This window comes from Bacillus sp. FSL R5-0447, from assembly GCF_038606125.1.
GTDB classification, from domain to species: Bacteria; Bacillota; Bacilli; order Bacillales; family Bacillaceae; genus Bacillus; species Bacillus velezensis.
In genome coordinates, this window is sequence record NZ_CP152012.1 from 405,196 (window position 1) to 423,021 (window position 17,826).

Sequence of the window (17,826 nt, forward strand, 5' to 3'; positions counted from 1 at the left end):
TGCCATAGCAAACATTCAGTTGATTATTTCCATTTGTATTTATATGTCGGGCATGCTGTTTATCGGCTATTACGCCTACAGACGGACGTCAAATCTGACGGATTACATGCTCGGGGGGCGTTCTTTAGGCCCTGCCGTCACAGCGCTCAGCGCGGGAGCGGCGGATATGAGCGGATGGCTCTTGATGGGGCTTCCGGGCGCTATGTTCTCGACAGGATTAAGCGGCGCTTGGATTGTGCTCGGGCTTGTGCTCGGGGCGTGGGCGAACTGGCTTTTCGTGGCGCCGAGACTGAGAACGTATACCGAAAAAGCGGGGAATTCCATCACCATTCCGGGTTTCCTTGAAAACCGTTTCGGTGATCATACGAAGCTTCTCAGACTGTTTTCGGGTCTTGTCATTCTCGTCTTTTTCACATTTTACGTATCATCCGGCATGGTATCCGGAGGTGTCTTGTTCAACAGCATTTTAGGGTTGAAGTACCACACGGGGCTGTGGGTCGTGACAGGCGTCGTTGTCGCCTACACCTTGTTCGGAGGCTTTTTGGCGGTAAGCTGGACGGACTTTGTTCAAGGGATCATTATGTTTGCGGCGCTTATTCTTGTGCCGATTGTGACGATTTTCCATACGGGCGGCCCGGGGGAAACCGTTGCCGATATCCGTTCCGTCAACCCGGAACTGTTTAACATGTTCAAAGGGACGACCGTCCTTGGCATTATTTCTTTATTTGCGTGGGGGCTCGGCTATTTCGGGCAGCCGCATATTATTGTGCGTTTTATGGCGATCACGTCTGTGAAAGAAATCAAACGCGCCAGACGGATCGGAATGGGATGGATGATTTTGTCTGCACTAGGCGCGCTGTTTACGGGTCTTGCGGGAATCGCGTATTACCACCAGAACGGACTGAAGCTGGCTGATCCGGAAACCATTTTTATTCAGCTCGGCAACATTCTGTTCCACCCGATTATTACGGGATTTCTCATTTCTGCGATTTTAGCGGCCATTATGAGTACGATTTCGTCTCAGTTGCTCGTTACGTCCAGTTCTTTAGTGGAGGACTTGTATAAGTCCATGTTCAGGCGTTCGGCTTCTGATAAGGAACTCGTATTTCTGGGGAGAATGGCAGTGCTTGCGGTGTCAATCATCGCTTTGGTGCTCGCCTGGGAGAAAAATAACACGATACTTGGTCTTGTCAGCTATGCATGGGCGGGATTCGGCGCTTCATTCGGGCCGGTCGTACTGCTCAGTTTATTTTGGAAACGGATGACGAAATGGGGGGCACTCGCCGGCATGATTGCGGGAGCGATTACCGTAATCATTTGGGCGAATGCCGGTCTTTCAGACTTTTTGTACGAAATCATTCCGGGCTTTGCTGTAAGCCTTGCCGCTGTATTTGTCGTCAGCTTATTGACACAGGCTCCGTCAAAAGATGTCACAGATCAGTTTCATGAGTACCGTGATACACTTTCTCAATAAAAGCAAGGAACGAGAGGAAGAAGGGACCGCCCTTTTTCCTCTTTTCACGATACAGGCTTTCGGATCATGCCGTTTTGGGAATATGTGAATTTTTTTCTATACAAAAAGTCACCCCGCAGAGTATGATAAAGATAAAAAGAGCATAGGAGAAATAGGTATGGAAGAGCTTTTAGAGAGAGTTTTTTCATTTACGGACATTGATAAATTAATTGATTTCATCAGTTATGAATTGCAGAAGCCTGTTATTCTGGAAAGCGCGGATTTCTTTTTGCTTGCCTATAATTCTTATTACATTAATCACTTCGACTCCGCCAACCAGCAGACGATATTTTCAAAAAAATGCCCCGTGCAGATTTTTGAAAGGTTTCTGAAGGACGGGGTGATCGAAAAGCTGAAAACCGTTCCTGAACCGTTCCGTGTCGAAAAAATAGACAGTATCGGACTGAATCAGAGAGTGGTTGTAAGCGCAAAACATAAAGGCGAAGTGATGGGCTACATCTGGATTCAGGAGCTCGACCGAAACTTGACGGACGAGGAGCTCGATTTTTTATATGAAACTTCATTCCATGTCGGAAAAATCATCTATAAAACGAACCGGCTGAAACAGGAAAAAGAAGAGAGAGCGGAAGACCTGGTGAAACGGGCGATCTTTCAGCAATTCTCCTCTGAAAAGGAGTTCAGGCGGGAAGCGGAAAAGATGAACGCCGTGCTGCCGTCGGTTTTTTCGGTAGTCGTCCTGCACGCCGCGAATGGGGATGGGGAGGCAGTCGAAGATGTGAAGGAAAACATCAAATCGTACTTGAATTTGCGGGATAAAGTCAGTCACGTCTTAACCATTGATTCCAATATTGTCATCGTCGTCGCAAGCTTCTCGCAAAAAAGCTCCGGCACTTCGGCAGCATCTGAATTCATCCACAAACTGCTGACTCATTTTCACTTTCAGAAGATCCCCACTCCCATCTATATCGGAATCGGCAATGAATACAGCAGCATCCTGAAGCTCGGCAAAAGTTATATAGAGGCCCTTGAAGTCATAAAGGCCGCCGAAATTACCGGAAACCAGGAAAATATCCCGTACGAATACAGTAAGCTCGGGATTTACCGCTATCTTGAAAGCATCGAAGAAAAAAACGCCTCACTGGAATATGTAAACGATGATTTAGCGTTATTAAAAGCCAAAGACAGAGAAAGCAGTACCGAACTGCTGAAAACGTTAGAAATCTATCTCCTCAATAACTGCAAAACAAAACCAGCCGCAGAACAGCTTTTTATTCATCAAAACACATTGAACTACCGTATCAAACAGATTCTTGACATGACATCAATTAATTTAAACGACTTCAGGACAAGGTGCCAGCTGTACCTCGATATCATGCTGATGAAAAAGAGATAAAAAAGAAACCAGTCGCCGTACTGGTTTCAGTTTTAATACCTTCCCGCTTATCAATCTCAGAACCTCACTTCTGAATCACTCCTTTCCCGCAAGAGAGAAATGAATAAACACTGCTCCTCAATATGTGTTATACTTTCATTGATATTGATTCTCAATTAAAAATGTTTGAAGTATATATATAAACGGGAGGCAGAACGATGGCGGAAAATCATGAGGTGTATGACGTCACGATTATAGGCGGAGGCCCGATCGGCCTGTTTGCGGCTTTTTATTGCGGGATGCGCGAGCTGAAAACGAAAGTGATCGAGTTTTTGCCGCGGCTCGGAGGGAAAGTGTCTATGTTTTTCCCTGAAAAAATCATCCGTGATATCGGCGGAATACCCGGGATTGCCGGAGAACAGCTGATTAAGCAGCTGAAGGAGCAGGCGGCGACATTTGAGCCGGATATCGTGTTGAATCAGCGGGTGACCGGATTTGAACGGTTGGAAGACGGAACCATTGTGCTGGAAAGTTCCGAAGGGGAAAAGCACTATACGCGCACGGTGATTTTGGCCGTCGGCATGGGAACGCTTGAGGTCAATGAACTTGACAGCGCGGATGCGAGCCGTTATTCAGGAAAGAACCTTCATTATAAGGTGGAGAAGCTTGATGCGTTTCGAGATAAGCATGTCGTGATTTCAGGAGGGGGAGATACCGCGGTTGACTGGGCGAATGAGCTGGAACCGATTGCGGCGTCTGTTACCGTCTTGCACCGCAGGGAGGAGTTCGGCGGTTTGGAAAGCAGCGTGGCGAAAATGAAGCGGTCTTCCGTGCGGGTGCTTGCGCCATATCGTCTGAAGCATCTCAACGGCACCGGAGAACGGATCGAGAGCGTCACCGTTTGCCAAACTGAGTCGGGACTTTCTGAAGTCATCAAGCTTGATGAGCTCATTATCAACCACGGGTTTAAAATTGATCTCGGTCCGATGAAGGACTGGGGGCTTGAGATTGAAGAAGGCAGGATTAAAGCTGACAGACATATGCGGACGAATCTTCCGGGCGTGTTTGTCGCCGGTGACGCCGCCCATTATGAAAGCAAGCTCAGATTGATTGCAGGCGGTTTCACGGAGGGGCCGACCGCCGTGAACAGCGCCAAAGCCTATTTGGACCCGCAGGCGGAACAGATGGCGATGTATTCGACTCATCATAAAAAATTGGTGACACAATAAAAAAGGGCTGACCCCCGATGTTGAGCCTGGGGGTCAGAAAAGCATTCCGGCGTATCAGCTGTGAACGAGCATGTCTTTCATTTCATTTCGTATAAACGCAAATAACTGTTCCTGATTTTTCACGGCGGTAAACTCGCAGCCGGCGGGAATGTCTTCACCCATGCAGATGACGGGAGGGCGGTTTGCCGATGGATCCGGTGATATGCCGATTTGTTTTCCGGCGCTGATCAAATGCTGAGCGGATTCTTTGCCCGTACAGATAATCATTTGCAGAGGAGACTCACTGATCGTGCGTTCGATCATGGAAGTGAACCGCTCATCTGCGATATGCTCATGGGTGATATAAAACGGGCATGATTTTGAGTCTGACAAGTTTTCTGCTGCTTGACGGCTTCCTACAATGAGTGAATGCGGAGAATCAATTTGACATTCGGATAGGAGAAAGCCCCGTTTTGTCAGTTCCGTCTTTGCGGTCTCAGTCGCTGCATTCAGGCTTGCGGTCACCCGGCGGATGTCGATCTGCTTGAAAGCCAGTGTGTCAAAGAATTCGCATACCGCAAGGCGTGATGTGAAAAATAGTTGTTCAAAGGTGCTGATCTGTTTCAGGATGTTTTCGTTTGCGGGCATTTTTTTAACGATCCGCTTCGGCCACTCAATAACATCGGCGCCATACTCGCGCAGCTTGTCTGTCAATGTATGTTCTTCATCGCCATGAGTGACAACCATGATATGCCGCCCGATGAACGGTTTGCTTTCAAACCAGCTGTGTGTTTGAAAATTGACAATATCACCGATGACGATAATGGCAGGGTTGGTGATGTTTTGGCTTTGAACTTTTTCATGGATATCCTGAAGCGTTCCTTTAACGCTCCGCTGCCGCCCCCACGTCCCCCATTGAATGACGAGTACGGGAACGGAAGGGGATTTACCGTACTCCGTAAGCTTACGGCATATAAATGACAGGTTTTTAACGCCCATATAAAACACAAGCGTTTGAACGCTTCGGGCAAGCCCTTCCCAGTCGAGATTCGGCCTGCCGTGCAATGATGTATCATGAGCGGTGATCATCGCGAAGGACGAAGCGAAATCACGATGGGTGACGGGGACTCCCGCATACATCGGCGCTGCGATTCCCGAGGTGATGCCGGGCACCATTTCGTAGCGGATGCCGTGCTGATGAAGCGCCTCTGCTTCTTCGCCGACTCTGCCGAACACACTTGGGTCTCCGCCTTTCAAGCGGACTACGGTGCAGCCTTCCGCCGCTTTTTCAATCAGCAGGGCATTTATCTCAGACTGTTTCATAAAATGGCGGTCGGGCAGCTTTCCGCAATAAATGAACCGGCAGTCCGGTGAGGCATATTCAAGAAACTTTGGGTTTGCGAGCCGGTCATACAAAATGATATCCGCTTTCTCCAGAGCCTGTTTTCCTTTTACGGTGATCAGCCCCGGGTCTCCTGGTCCGGCACCGACAAAATATACGATTCCGTTTTTCATGATGGCGTCATCCCTTCAGCAATTTAAAAAATGAAGGACCACTTGAAAAAGTGATCCGGTCTTTGCTCAATACAGGAGGTATACATTCTCTCCTTCAATCAGTGTTTCGTATGTTTTGACACAGCCATGATCCGGCTCTTGGACTTTTCCGTCTTCTAAGGAGATTTTCCAGTCATGCATCGGGCAGAAGACGTATTCTCCGCTGACGATGCCTTCAGCCAAGACGCCCCCTTTATGGGGACAGCGGTTTTCGACGGCGCGGACGCTCCCGTCAGAAAGCTTAAATACGGCAAGCTCTTTATCTTCTATATATACGGTTTTTCCTAACTCCTCAGGTAATTCGTTTACTTTGCCTATGCAAACCTTTGTCATATCTTTATTAACCATGTCCGTTCCCCCTTACTGTTTTATGAAGTCGTGACGACATTTTCAAATAGATCTTTAGATGCTTTTTTATCTTTAAGGAAGTATTGCCACGGATCTTTGTGGACAGAGAGTGTCTCATTCATTCTGTCGTTGAGCTCCTGCCGTTTTTCCGGATCGTTTAATACGGATTGGACATGAGATAAACCGACGCGCTCAAGCCATGCGGATGTCCGCTCCAGATAGTTTGCCGTTTCCCTGTAGTACTGAAGGTAAGCACCCGCATATTCTAAGACTTCTTCATTCGTTTTTACTTTCATCAGCAAATCACCGGCGCGCAAATGGGTTCCGCCGTTTCCGCCGACATAAAGCTCCCAGCCTCCGTCGATGCCGACAACGCCAAGGTCCTTAATACCTGATTCCGCACAGTTCCGAGGGCAGGCGGACACGGCCATTTTGACCTTATGAGGCGTATTGAGCCCTTCGAATTTTTTCTCAAGCGCAATGCCCAGTGCCATGGAGTCTTGCGTGCCGAAGCGGCAGAATTGTTCGCCTACGCACGTTTTTACCGTGCGGAGTGTTTTTCCGTACGCGTAGCCTGACGGCATATCAAGCTCGGCCCATACTTTCGGCAGGTCTTCTTTTTTGACGCCGATGAGATCAATTCGCTGGCCGCCTGTCATTTTAACGAGCGGGATCTCATATTTGTCGACGACATCGGCGATCTTGCGGAGATCCTGAGAGTTGGTCACGCCGCCGTACATCCGGGGAACGACTGAGTATGTTCCGTCTTTTTGAATATTGGCGTGCATCCGTTCGTTCACAAAACGGGATGTTCTGTCATCCTCGTATGTAGCCGGATTAATCATGCCTAAGTAGTAGTTGAGGGCAGGACGGCATTTGGAGCAGCCCTCCGGCGTTTTCCAGCCGAGCACGTTCATGATTTCTCTTGTATGGGACAGCCCTTTGGCTTTGATTTCTTCTACGACTTCATCTCTCGACAGTGATGTGCAGCCGCAAATCGCTTCTTTTTGCGCGGACGCGTCAAATTCTGAGCCCAGTGTATATTGAAGAATGTCTTCCACGAGCGGTTTACAGCCTCCGCAGGAACGGGATGCCCCGGTGCATGCTTTGATTTCGTCCGTAGATGTGCAGCCTTTTTCCTGAATGGCTTGAATAATCGCGCCTTTTGATACGCCGTTGCATCCGCAGATGATTTCATCGTCGCTCATCGCCGCGGTCATGCTTGCGCCTGCTTCCTGATCAAGAGGCTGTAAGATTGATATTTTGGAGGTTTCAGAGATATCGGCTTCTTTTTGAATCATTGAAAACAGGCGGCTGCCCTCGCTGCTGTCTCCGAACAAAACAGCGCCGACAATTTGATTGCCCCTCAGGACGATTTTTTTATAAATGCCGTCCTGCTCATCGAACACTTTAATCGCTTTTTTGTCCTCTGATTCGTTAAAGTCACCGGCAGAGAAGACTTCGACGCCTGATACCTTTAATTGAGTGGAGAGAACGGAGCCTTCATACGGTTTTGTTTCAATGCCGCAAATATGTTTGGCCAGCACTTTTGCCTGTTCATAGAGCGGCGCCACAAGACCGTATGCGATTCCGCGGTGCTCGGCACATTCACCGACCGCGTAAATGTGCGGAATGTCAGTCTGCATATAATCGTTGACAATGATTCCGCGGTTTACCGGAATGCCGCTTTCTGTGCCAAGCTGTGTATTCGGGCGGATGCCGACCGCCATGACGACCAGGTCAGCTTCGATGCTTGTGCCGTCTTTGAAGCGTACCCCTTCGACACGGTCAGTACCGAGAATTTCTTCGGTTTGCTTTTCAAGGAAAAAGGTCATGCCTTGTTTTTCTAATTCGTTTTGCAGCAGGCGTCCCGCCGCTGCGTCAAGCTGGCGCTCCATCAGGAATGGGGCGAGGTGGATGACAGACACGTCCATTCCGAGATTCAGCAGTCCGCGAGCGGCTTCCAAACCAAGCAGTCCTCCGCCGATGACGGCTGCTTTTTTATATTGTTTTGACGCGGCGAGCATCGTGTCTGTATCTTTTATATCCCGGAATGCCGTGACGCCTTGTTTGTCTGCGCCCGGAATCGGAAGGATAAAAGGGACAGAGCCTGTCGCCAGGATGAGTTCATCGTAAGGCTGGATTCTGTCTGCATCGGTGATGACGGTTTTGTTTTCCGTGTCGACTTTGATGACTGTTTCACCGGTATACAGCTGAATGTTGTTTTCTTTGTACCAGTTCCAATCGTTTAACGTAATGTCTTGAATGTCGGTATCGCCTTGCAGCACTTTTGACAGAAGGATTCGGTTATAGTTGGGATGAGGTTCGGCCCCGAATATTGTAATCTCGAATTCGTCTTGTGAAACACGCAGTATTTCTTCAATCGCTCTTACCCCGGCCATTCCATTTCCAACAAGGACTAGCTGTTTTTTTCCCATCAGATGATCCGCTCCTTATCTTTGTTTTTTTTAGCGTAGCACAGCAAAAACAAATATTTAAGATGCATGTTATGAAATGTAACAAAAAATACTAAAAAATCTAAAAATTTTATGAAAAATTATATAGGGCTGATTCGTACCGCACACATCTTAAAACCGGGCATTTTACAGTCCGGGTCCAAGGCTTCACCAATTAAATTGTTGACGTTTTGCGTGTCAGACCAATGGATGGGAACAAACAACGTGTCTTTTCGTACGTTCTCCGACCATCTGCTCCGGACCGTGATGCTGCCCCGGGGGGATTCTACTTTCACGAGAACACGGTCTTCGATATGATAGTCGGCCGCCGTTTTTGGGTGGATTTCCACAAAGGATTCGAAATGTCTTGCAGCCAGGGCGGAGCTTTTTCTCGTTTGTACACCCGTTAAGTAATGAGACATCACCCTGCCCGTGGTTAAATAAAGCGGATAGCCGGCGCTCGGTTTCTCTTTCGGGACGGCCGGTTCATTTGGAATCACGCTTAATTCAGCTCTGTGATCGGGATGGGCAAATGAGTGCTCAAACAATCGCCCGGTTCCGGGATGATCCGCTTCAGGACATGGCCACTGAATGCCGCCTTCCCGCCTGAGCCTGTCATAGGTGATGCCAGAGTAATCAGCAATTCCGCCGCGGCTCGCTTCTCTCAGTTCGTTAAAGATTTCCTCCGCCGACGTATAGGGAAAATAATGCCCTTTACCAAGAGCCGAGGCAATGTAACAGATGATCTGCCAATCATGTTTCGCTTCTCCGGGGCAGGTGCGGCTCGCTTCTCTTAATGTCACGCGGCCTTCTACATTTGTCATCGTGCCTTCGTCTTCCAAATAAGAGGAGGCGGGTAAAATCACATCCGCGAATGCCGCGGTCTCAGAAATAAATAAATCAACTGCGACAAAGAATCTCAGTTTCTTGATTGCCTGCTTGACGAAATTCGCATTTGGGCCGGAAACAGCCGGATTGGAACACATGAGCAACAGTCCTTTGATGTCGCCGCTATCTATTTTTTCTATCATTTCATAGGCTGAGACGCCTTTTCGCGGCAGCTCTTCCTGATGAATCCCCCACACCTTCGCAATGTGCGCCCGGTGTTCTTCAATTTCGATAGAACGGTAGCCCGGAAGCTGATCCGCTTTTTGGCCGTGTTCTCTCGCGCCTTGTCCGTTGCCTTGACCGGTAATTGCCCCGTAACCAGAGAAGGGCTTGCCAATTTTTCCGGTGATCAGCACCATATTTAAGAAAGCTTTCACTGCCGCGGTACCGTCAGTCTGCTGTTCGATCCCCCGCGCTGTAAACAGCATGCCGGATGTTTCCTTGGCAAACTTCACGGCGGCCTTTCGTATATGCTCCAAAGGAACACTTGTCTGCTCGGAGATCTCTTTCAGATCCAAAGCGTCGGTATGCCGTTTGAGCTTATCGAATCCGTTTGTGCGGGTGCGGATAAAGTCTTTGTCTGTAAGCTGTTCGTCAATGCAGATTTTGACGAGTCCGTTTGCCAGGGCGGCGTCTGTGCCGGGCTTGATTTTCAGGTGAAGATCGGCTATTTTGGTCGTCGCCGTTTCCCGGGGATCAATGGCGATAATGTAAGCCCCGTTTTCTTTCGCTTTATCAAAATACGGCATGATCGTCGGCTGGCATTCGGCGATATTGGTGCCTGCCAGGATGATGACACGTGTATGCGGGATGTCCGATAATGGATTCGTCAGGCCCCTGTCCGCGCCGAATGTCTGGCCGGCCGCCGTTGCTGCGGCAGACATACAGAGCCGCCCGTTGTAATCGATGTATTTCGTCTGTAAGCCGACCCGTGCGAACTTTCCAAGCAGATAGGCTTCTTCATTTGTAATTGAGGCGCTCCCGTAGACGGCCATCGCATCATTGCCGTGTTCGGTTTGGATCAGATTGATTTGTTCCTTAATGCGATTCAGTGCTTCAGCCCAAGAGACAGGCACAAATTCACCATTTTTTTTAAGCAGGGGGCGTGTAATGCGGGAAGAGTGCACGGCATGCTGATGGGCATTCATGCCTTTTGTACATAAACGGCCATGTGTCGTCGGATTATCAATGCCGATTGCAGTGTATTTCTTCCGTGCCGCGAAGGTTTGTTCCGTAAGCTGCATTTTGCATTGCATGCTGCAGAACGGGCATTGCGTCTCATATGTTTTTTCCGATTGGACATCTTGCAGTTTGTCACGGAAATAACGGAGCATCGGTTCAGTCAAAAAGCTTCATCCTTTCGTATGGCGTTTTCCCGGCAGACAGGTTTTGCAGCAGGGATATGTCTGAACGGAGATTTTTCAGAAGCTGTGTCCGCATATCTTCTTCAAACAGCATTTCTCTAATATGGACGAGGCCGAGTCTGTCAACCCATTGATAAATCGCTTCGTTGTAGTGAGCTGTTTCGCGATAATATTGAATAAGGCCTTTCATCATAGCGGCGGTACTGTCTTCGTTATCCGTCACACAAAAAAGGCTGCCGGCGCGGGCTTGTTTTCCGCGGACGCCCCCGATGTAAATCTCCCAGCCAGTTTGTGTCTGAAGCACGCCGATATCTTGAATGTAAGCATCGGTGCAATTGTTTTCACATGACAAGCTGACGGATACATAAGCAGGGACGGCAAGCATGTCGGTATCTCGTTCAATCCTGCTTGCCAGCTCTTGAAAGGAGCGATGCTGTCCGCACGTACATGCTTTGATTTGAATCGTCCTGCGGTGCCGGGGAGAGAAAACCGGCATGTTCAGTGCTTTTCTGATGCTTGCAAGGTCATTTGGCCTGATTCCGGAAAGCCTCAGCCGGTGACTGTCAGTCATCGAAACCCCAGGGATGCCGTATGCTTCGATGACGTCTGCGATGTTTTTGAGCTCTGCCGCACTTGTCAGTCCGCCGTACATTTGCGGAATGAGGGTGCATGTCTCTTCTGCCGATATTTCATTGAACTGCATAAAATCAGGCCGCATCCTTTCCATGTAATAGTGAAGCGCCGGAATACAAATGCGGCAGCCGTTTTCTGTTTTCCAGCCGATCACTTTCATTACCTCGGCGGCATCAGTGAACGGACGGCGGCGAATTTCGGCGATGACTTCTTCTTCCGTCAAATCGGTGCAGCCGCAAAATGAAGGCTGGCGGGAGGGTTTTGTGTAATCATCGCTCGCCATATACTTCAGCAAGTCTTCAACGAGCGGCCTGCATCCTCCGCAAGACCCGGATGCTTTTGTCATGTGCTTCACTTCCTCCGCGGTTTTTAAGCCATATTTGTTCACCGCTTCTTCAATGGAGCCCTTGGTCACTGAGCTGCATTGGCAAATGGTTTCATGGGGAGGCATGGATTCAAAGGATATACCGCCTTGATCCGGTTCCATGAGCTGTTTTTTCACGATGGAAATATCTCTTTGCTTCACAAGACTGTCGAGAAGCCGCTGTTTACCGCGCGTGTCCCCGAATAAAATAAAGCCGGCCGGTTTATCGTCCTTAAAGAGCGCTTTTTTGTAGATGCCTGCATGCTCATCATGGAACAATATGCCGGCTGTGTGCTCATCCTCGTGCACCTTTCCTGCCGACCATACATCAATACCGGCTATTTTTAAGGCCGCAGATTGTGCAAAGCCTTGAAACCCTTCGCACGGGACGCCGCATAGATGCTGCGCGAGCACTTTTCCCTGTTCATAAAGCGGCGCCGCCAATCCGTATACAATCCCGTCATGCTCCGCGCATTCACCGACGGCATACACATTCGGTTTGTTCGTCTGCATGAATTGATTGACGATGATTCCTCGGTTCACTGAAAGTCCGGCAGATGCAGCCAATCGGATATTGGGCCTCACACCGGCGGCCATGACAATCAGGTCTGCTTCTATGGAAGAACCGTCTTTGAAACGGATGCCTTCCGCCCGTGAGTTCCCTGTAATGGATGCCGTGTCTTTCTCTAAAAGAAAGACTAAGCCTTTTCGTTCCAGCTCTTTCTGCAGCAGGCGGGATGCCGTTTGATCAAGCTGTTTTTGCATAATGGCGGAAGAGTGGTGAATGACGCTGACGTCCATGCCGAGCTGCCGTAAGCCGACGGCCGCTTCAAGACCTAATAAACCGGCGCCGATGACCGCCGCCTTTTGATACCGGCCGGCCGCATTGATAAGAGATTGGCAGTCTTCTATTGTCCGAAAGCCGTACACACCTTCTTTATCTGCTCCGGGTATGGGGAGAATATAAGGAGAGGAGCCCGTTGCAAGGATGATTTGATCGTAAGTCATGCTGCGCTTCCGATCCGTTGTGACAACCTGCCGTTCTGTATCAATGTGTACAACCGTTTCTTCCGTGTAAAGCGTAATTCCGTTTTTTTCGTACCATTCGCGGCTATTCAGCGTAATGTCATCAAGCGAAACCTCACCTTGTAAAACGGAGGATAAGAGAATGCGATTGTAATTGGGATGAGGTTCGCTTCCGAAAATGACAATCTCAAACATGTCACGGTTCATCTTTAAAATGCGTTCAATACAGCGGATTCCGGCCATTCCGTTCCCTGCTGCAATTAATCGTTGTTTCTTCATTCGCCAAACCTCCTTTGCAGCTGCCTGTAAGATTGCTTCTCTATGAGAAATTATGGCACATTGCCTGATTAACGCATTAAATGTGTCGCATTATCTTACACATGTCTTTTCCGGTGAATGCCGGTCATATATTCTTGATTCAGCAATTTGAAATGATAGAAGACCGGAAAGGAGAATGTTATGAAGCTGTCGGAATTAAAAACAAGCGGCCATCCGCTCACTCTGCTCTGTTCCTTCTTATATTTTGATGTGAGTTTTATGATTTGGGTCATGCTGGGGGCGCTCGGCGTTTATATTTCTCAGGATTTCGGGTTATCTTCTTTTGAAAAAGGGTTTGTCGTGGCTCTGCCGATCTTATCAGGATCTGTGTTTCGGATCATTTTAGGCGTGTTAACGGACAGGATCGGTCCGAAGAAAACAGCCGTGATCGGGATGCTGATTACAATGATCCCGCTGCTTTGGGGGGCATTCGGCGGCCGTTCTTTGACTGAGCTGTATGCGATCGGCATTCTGCTGGGCGTGGCGGGCGCAAGTTTTGCTGTCGCGCTTCCGATGGCGAGCCGGTGGTATCCGCCTCACTTGCAGGGGCTTGCGATGGGGATAGCAGGTGCCGGCAACAGCGGCACTTTGTTTGCGACATTGTTCGGTCCCCGCCTTGCGGAACAGTTTGGGTGGCACAGTGTAATGGGAATTGCGCTTCTTCCGTTGATGATCGTTTTTATACTGTTTATCATCATGGCGAAGGACTCTCCTGCACAGCCCACACCGCAGCCGCTTAAAAACTATCTTCACGTTTTCAGGCAGAAGGAGACATGGTGTTTCTGTCTTTTGTACGGCGTCACTTTCGGAGGTTTTGTGGGATTATCAAGTTTTTTGGCGATTTTTTTCGTTGATCAATATCAATTGTCAAAAATCCATGCCGGTGATTTCGTCACAATATGTGTTGCAGCGGGCAGTTTTTTTCGCCCTGCAGGAGGCTGGATTTCAGACCGTGCGGGAGGTGCGAAAGTTCTCGCTGTACTGTTTATCATCGCGGCTCTATGTATGGCGGGAGTCAGCAGCCTGCCTCCGCTTTCAACGGTGATCGTTCTGTTGTTTATCGGAATGATGGCGCTCGGTATGGGCAACGGAGCGGTATTTCAGCTTGTCCCTCAGCACTTTGCAAAAGAAATCGGAATGGTGACGGGGATTGTCGGAGCGGCCGGCGGCATAGGAGGTTTTTTCCTTCCCAATATTTTAGGATCATTGAAGCAGATGACGGGAACTTATGCGATCGGTTTTATCTCTTTTTCATGTATCACATTGCTCGCATTTGTGCTTGTTCTGGCCGCAGGCTATTTTTGGAGAAAAAGCTATGGCGCTGAAAACAGTCCTGCGGATATTTAAGTTTAGGCGGAAGACACGTATGACAGCGTGTCTTTTTTATGATTGATTATTTTTCACTTGATTTTCAACGGAGAATACATCAGAATAAATAGTAACGATTACGATTTATAACCATGTATATTATGGTGAAAATAAGGCAGGTGCGGAATATAAATCGTAATCATTCTATTTTGTCAGGAGGCTATTATATGAAAAAAATTCCGGTTACAGTATTGAGCGGCTATCTTGGTGCCGGAAAGACGACCGTTTTGAATCATATTTTACAAAACCGCAACGGTTTAAAAATTGCCGTCATCGTCAATGACATGAGCGAAGTAAATATAGACGCGGGATTGGTGAAGCAGGGAGGCGGCTTGTCAAGGACGGATGAGAAACTCGTAGAATTATCCAACGGCTGTATCTGCTGCACGCTGCGTGAAGATTTATTAGTCGAAGTTGAGAAACTCGCGAAAGACGGCAGATTTGATTATATTGTGATTGAATCAACAGGGATCAGCGAACCGATTCCCGTTGCCCAGACATTTTCTTATATAGATGAAGAAATGGGCATTGATCTGACAACATTCTGCAGGCTGGACACAATGGTGACCGTGGTGGATGCAAACCGCTTCTGGCATGATTTCCAGTCCGGTGACAGCCTTCTTGACCGGAAGGAAGCGGCGGGAGAAGAGGATGAACGGGTGATTGCCGATTTATTAATTGACCAAATCGAGTTTTGTGATGTGCTCATTTTAAATAAATGCGACATGGTGGGCGAAAAAGAGCTTGAACAGCTGGAAACGGTCCTTCGCGCATTACAGCCCCGTGCCAGACTGATCCGGTCCGTCCGCGGAGAAGTGCCCGCCGAATACATATTGAATACCGGTTTATTTGAGTTTGAGGAAGCGAGTTCATCAGCAGGATGGATAAAGGAACTGACGGCAGGTCATGAAGCGCACACTCCGGAAACGGAAGAGTACGGCATCACTTCGTTTGTGTACTCGCGGCGTCTGCCGTTTCATACCGCTCGTTTTGACAGCTGGCTGCATCAATCAATCCCTGACAACATTGTGCGCGCAAAAGGAATTGCTTGGTGCGCAACCCGCAACAGCCTTGCGCTGCTGATGTCTCAGGCGGGTCCGGCGGTTTCGATTGAGCCTGTTTCTTATTGGGTGGCGGCAATGCCGAAACTTGAGCAGGAGCAGATCAAACAGCAGGAACCGGAGATTCTGGAAGATTGGGACGACCAATTCGGAGACCGTCATACGAACCTGGTGTTTATCGGAACAGATTTAGATGAAGCAGCCATTACAAAGGAATTGGATCAGTGCCTGCTCACGCCGTCTGAGTTCGATTCCGATTGGTCGCAGCTTGAAGATCCTTTTCAATGGGATATTCAGCGGGCCGAATAACATACCGGCCAAGTTTAGAAGCAGGTGAAAAGGGAAGGAGTGATGAAAAAGGAGCTGACCAAGTGTGAAAGCACTGACATACCAAGGAAAAGAACATATGGAAGTGAAAGAAGTCCCGGCACCCGCCATTCAAGATGAGAGAGATGTCATCGTTCGAATCACCGCAACCGGGATATGCGGTTCAGACCTTCATTTATATAAAAACGGAATACCCGCCGATCCGGGTTATATCGTCGGGCATGAGCCGATGGGAATCGTTGAAGAAACGGGCAGTCAAGTCAAAAAGCTGAAAAAAGGCGACCGGGTCGTGATTCCTTTTAACATCGGCTGCGGAGAATGTCATTATTGCAAGCACCAGATGGAAAGCCAGTGTGATGAATCAAATCCAAACCCTCATACAGATGCCGGCGGCTTATTCGGTTTCTCGGAGTTTAACGGTAATTATCCCGGCGGGCAGGCTGAATATTTACGTGTTCCTTATGCTGATTTCTCTTCTTTTCTGGTTCCGGCAGACAGTGAGCTTGAAGATGAGCAGGTGCTGCTTCTGTCAGATGTCATGCCGACCGCCTTTTGGAGCGTCCAGCACAGCGGAGTGAAAAAAGGGGATACAGTCGTTATTCTGGGATCAGGCCCGATCGGCTTAATGGCGCAAAAATTCGCGTGGAAAAAAGGAGCTAAACGGGTTATCGCAGTTGATCAAGTCCCGCACCGCCTTGAACATGCGAGACGCATAAACGGAGCAGAGACCTTCAATTTTTCAGAACATGATGAGATCGGGAAACTGCTGCATGAACATACGTCAGGGGGCGCGGATGTAGTGATTGATTGTGTCGGAATGGACGGCACGCCGCTTTCAAAAGAAAAAGCAGAGCAAAAACCGAATCAGTTCGGAACGATCAGTCCGATTCTTACAGCATCAGAAGCCGTTAAGAAGTTCGGAACCGTGCAGCTCACGGGCGCATACATTTCTGAAGCGGACGGCTTTCCGCTCGGTGATTTTTTCACACGCAACGTTTCTTTGAAAATGGGCCAGGCACCCGTTATTCATCTGATGCCGATGCTGTATCAAATGATCGAACAAAATGAAATTGATCCGACGGATATCATTACACACAAAATGAGTCTTGCGGAAGCTCCTGCTGCATATGATATATTTGACAAAAAAGAAGATGGCAACATTAAAGTGATTTTAAAGCCATAGCGAGGAGAAACACGATGAATATTTACAGACCGGCGGGATTTTGGATCAGATTGGGAGCCGTGGTACTCGACTATTTAATTACTTCAGTGCCTTTGGCGATTATTTTTATGCTGGCAACAGGAAAAGATCCGAATGAGAGCACAATGATCAGCATCATTTTGACTCTTTATGCTATTTTGCTCCCTGTATACTGGAACGGTTATGTTATCGGCAAAAAGATCTGCGGTATCCGCATCGTCAAAAAAGACGGCACTCAGGTAGGCTTTCTCACTATGATTTTGAGAGTGCTTGTGGGCGGCCTGATATATGGCGTGACGTTTGGAATCGGCGTGATCGTGAGCGCATTCATGGTCGGAATGAGAGAAGACAAACGGTCAATCCACGATTTTGTAGCAGGAACGTATGTCACATACGCGCTGCCGGACGAATCGATTGAAAAGAGCGAATAATTTCGCTCTTTTTTTTGCATAAAAAATGGATGAGGGAGCAACATATAACAAACGTTAAAGGAGGAAAGAGTCATGAAAAAAGCTGCATTGTCTTTAGCTGCATTTTTCATTACAGCAATGGTTTTCACAATGCCGGCACACGCCGCCGGAACAAAAATGCCTTCAACAATGTCACTCACGGAACAGCAGAAAAAAGAAATTGAATCACTTGAAAAAGAAGTGCTCGAAAAACGAAAACATGTTATATCCAAATATGTTGAGTACGGGGTCCTGCCGAAAGAAAAAGCAGAACATATTAAACAGCATATGGACAGGCGCTTTAACATGATGAAACAAAATGGGTTTGTCCCGAAGCCTCCGCCTCATAAATTGGAAAAGCGGCACCATCATTCTTAAGCATCCGGCAAGCCGGATGCTTTTTTGTTTTTATCGG

The 17,826-nt window shown here is 48.3% G+C and carries 13 protein-coding genes; 8 read left to right on the forward strand and 5 right to left on the reverse strand.

The genetic code is table 11. The features are described from left to right. The first annotated feature begins 19 nt into the window (after positions 1–19). The 3 genes from putP (at position 20) to NYE68_RS02135 (ending at position 4,075) form a co-directional block, all read left to right on the forward strand. A complete protein-coding gene (gene putP, locus NYE68_RS02125) occupies positions 20–1,474 on the forward strand; it encodes a sodium/proline symporter PutP (protein WP_079891296.1) in 1,455 nt (484 codons plus the stop codon). 157 nt (positions 1,475–1,631) lie between these two features. After that, on the forward strand, positions 1,632–2,867 hold the full coding sequence (locus tag NYE68_RS02130; protein WP_003156600.1) for a PucR family transcriptional regulator: 1,236 nt from the start codon (positions 1,632–1,634) through the stop codon (positions 2,865–2,867). Positions 2,868–3,064: 197 nt separating this feature from the next. After that, the gene (locus NYE68_RS02135; RefSeq protein WP_324636144.1) at positions 3,065–4,075 is read left to right on the forward strand and encodes an NAD(P)/FAD-dependent oxidoreductase; all 1,011 of its coding nucleotides are present in this window, start codon (positions 3,065–3,067) and stop codon (positions 4,073–4,075) included. 54 nt (positions 4,076–4,129) lie between these two features. Here NYE68_RS02135 and cobA read toward each other — a convergent pair whose 3' ends face one another. The 5 genes from cobA to nirB form a co-directional block, all read right to left on the reverse strand. Beyond that, entirely contained in the window at positions 4,130–5,569 is a 1,440-nt protein-coding gene (cobA, locus tag NYE68_RS02140) for a uroporphyrinogen-III C-methyltransferase (RefSeq protein WP_053573750.1), read from the reverse strand. Between the two features lie 66 nt (positions 5,570–5,635). Continuing rightward, the gene (nirD, locus tag NYE68_RS02145; RefSeq protein ID WP_007409365.1) at positions 5,636–5,956 is read right to left on the reverse strand and encodes a nitrite reductase small subunit NirD; all 321 of its coding nucleotides are present in this window, start codon (positions 5,954–5,956) and stop codon (positions 5,636–5,638) included. A gap of 20 nt (positions 5,957–5,976) precedes the next feature. Beyond that, positions 5,977–8,394 carry an NADPH-nitrite reductase gene (gene nasD / locus NYE68_RS02150; RefSeq protein ID WP_053573749.1) on the reverse strand — a complete coding sequence of 806 codons (2,418 nt, stop codon included), beginning with the start codon at positions 8,392–8,394 and terminating at the stop codon, positions 5,977–5,979. Positions 8,395–8,513: 119 nt separating this feature from the next. Further along, entirely contained in the window at positions 8,514–10,646 is a 2,133-nt protein-coding gene (locus tag NYE68_RS02155) for a nitrate reductase (protein WP_324636143.1), read from the reverse strand. Beyond that, positions 10,639–12,966, reverse strand: a complete 2,328-nt coding sequence (nirB, locus tag NYE68_RS02160) for a nitrite reductase large subunit NirB (protein WP_324636142.1) — start codon at positions 12,964–12,966, stop codon at positions 10,639–10,641. Before nirB ends, NYE68_RS02155 begins: the two co-directional genes overlap by 8 nt. A 180-nt stretch (positions 12,967–13,146) precedes the next feature. On the opposite strand from nirB, the gene NYE68_RS02165 reads away from it, so the two are divergent. From NYE68_RS02165 to NYE68_RS02185, 5 genes are all read left to right on the forward strand, one after another. Continuing rightward, complete coding sequence (locus NYE68_RS02165) at positions 13,147–14,352, forward strand: nitrate/nitrite transporter (RefSeq protein WP_324636141.1); 1,206 nt, start codon at positions 13,147–13,149, stop codon at positions 14,350–14,352. Between the two features lie 188 nt (positions 14,353–14,540). Continuing rightward, positions 14,541–15,743, forward strand: a complete 1,203-nt coding sequence (locus NYE68_RS02170; protein ID WP_014416870.1) for a GTP-binding protein — start codon at positions 14,541–14,543, stop codon at positions 15,741–15,743. A 64-nt stretch (positions 15,744–15,807) separates the two neighbouring features. Beyond that, positions 15,808–16,944: a zinc-dependent alcohol dehydrogenase gene (locus NYE68_RS02175; RefSeq protein WP_025284207.1), complete on the forward strand. Its 1,137-nt coding sequence runs from the start codon at positions 15,808–15,810 to the stop codon at positions 16,942–16,944. Positions 16,945–16,958: 14 nt separating this feature from the next. Then, on the forward strand, positions 16,959–17,393 hold the full coding sequence (locus tag NYE68_RS02180) for an RDD family protein (RefSeq protein WP_012116767.1): 435 nt from the start codon (positions 16,959–16,961) through the stop codon (positions 17,391–17,393). Positions 17,394–17,465: 72 nt separating this feature from the next. Next, positions 17,466–17,789 carry a YckD family protein gene (locus NYE68_RS02185; RefSeq protein ID WP_007409357.1) on the forward strand — a complete coding sequence of 108 codons (324 nt, stop codon included), beginning with the start codon at positions 17,466–17,468 and terminating at the stop codon, positions 17,787–17,789. The last annotated feature ends 37 nt before the right edge of the window (positions 17,790–17,826 follow it).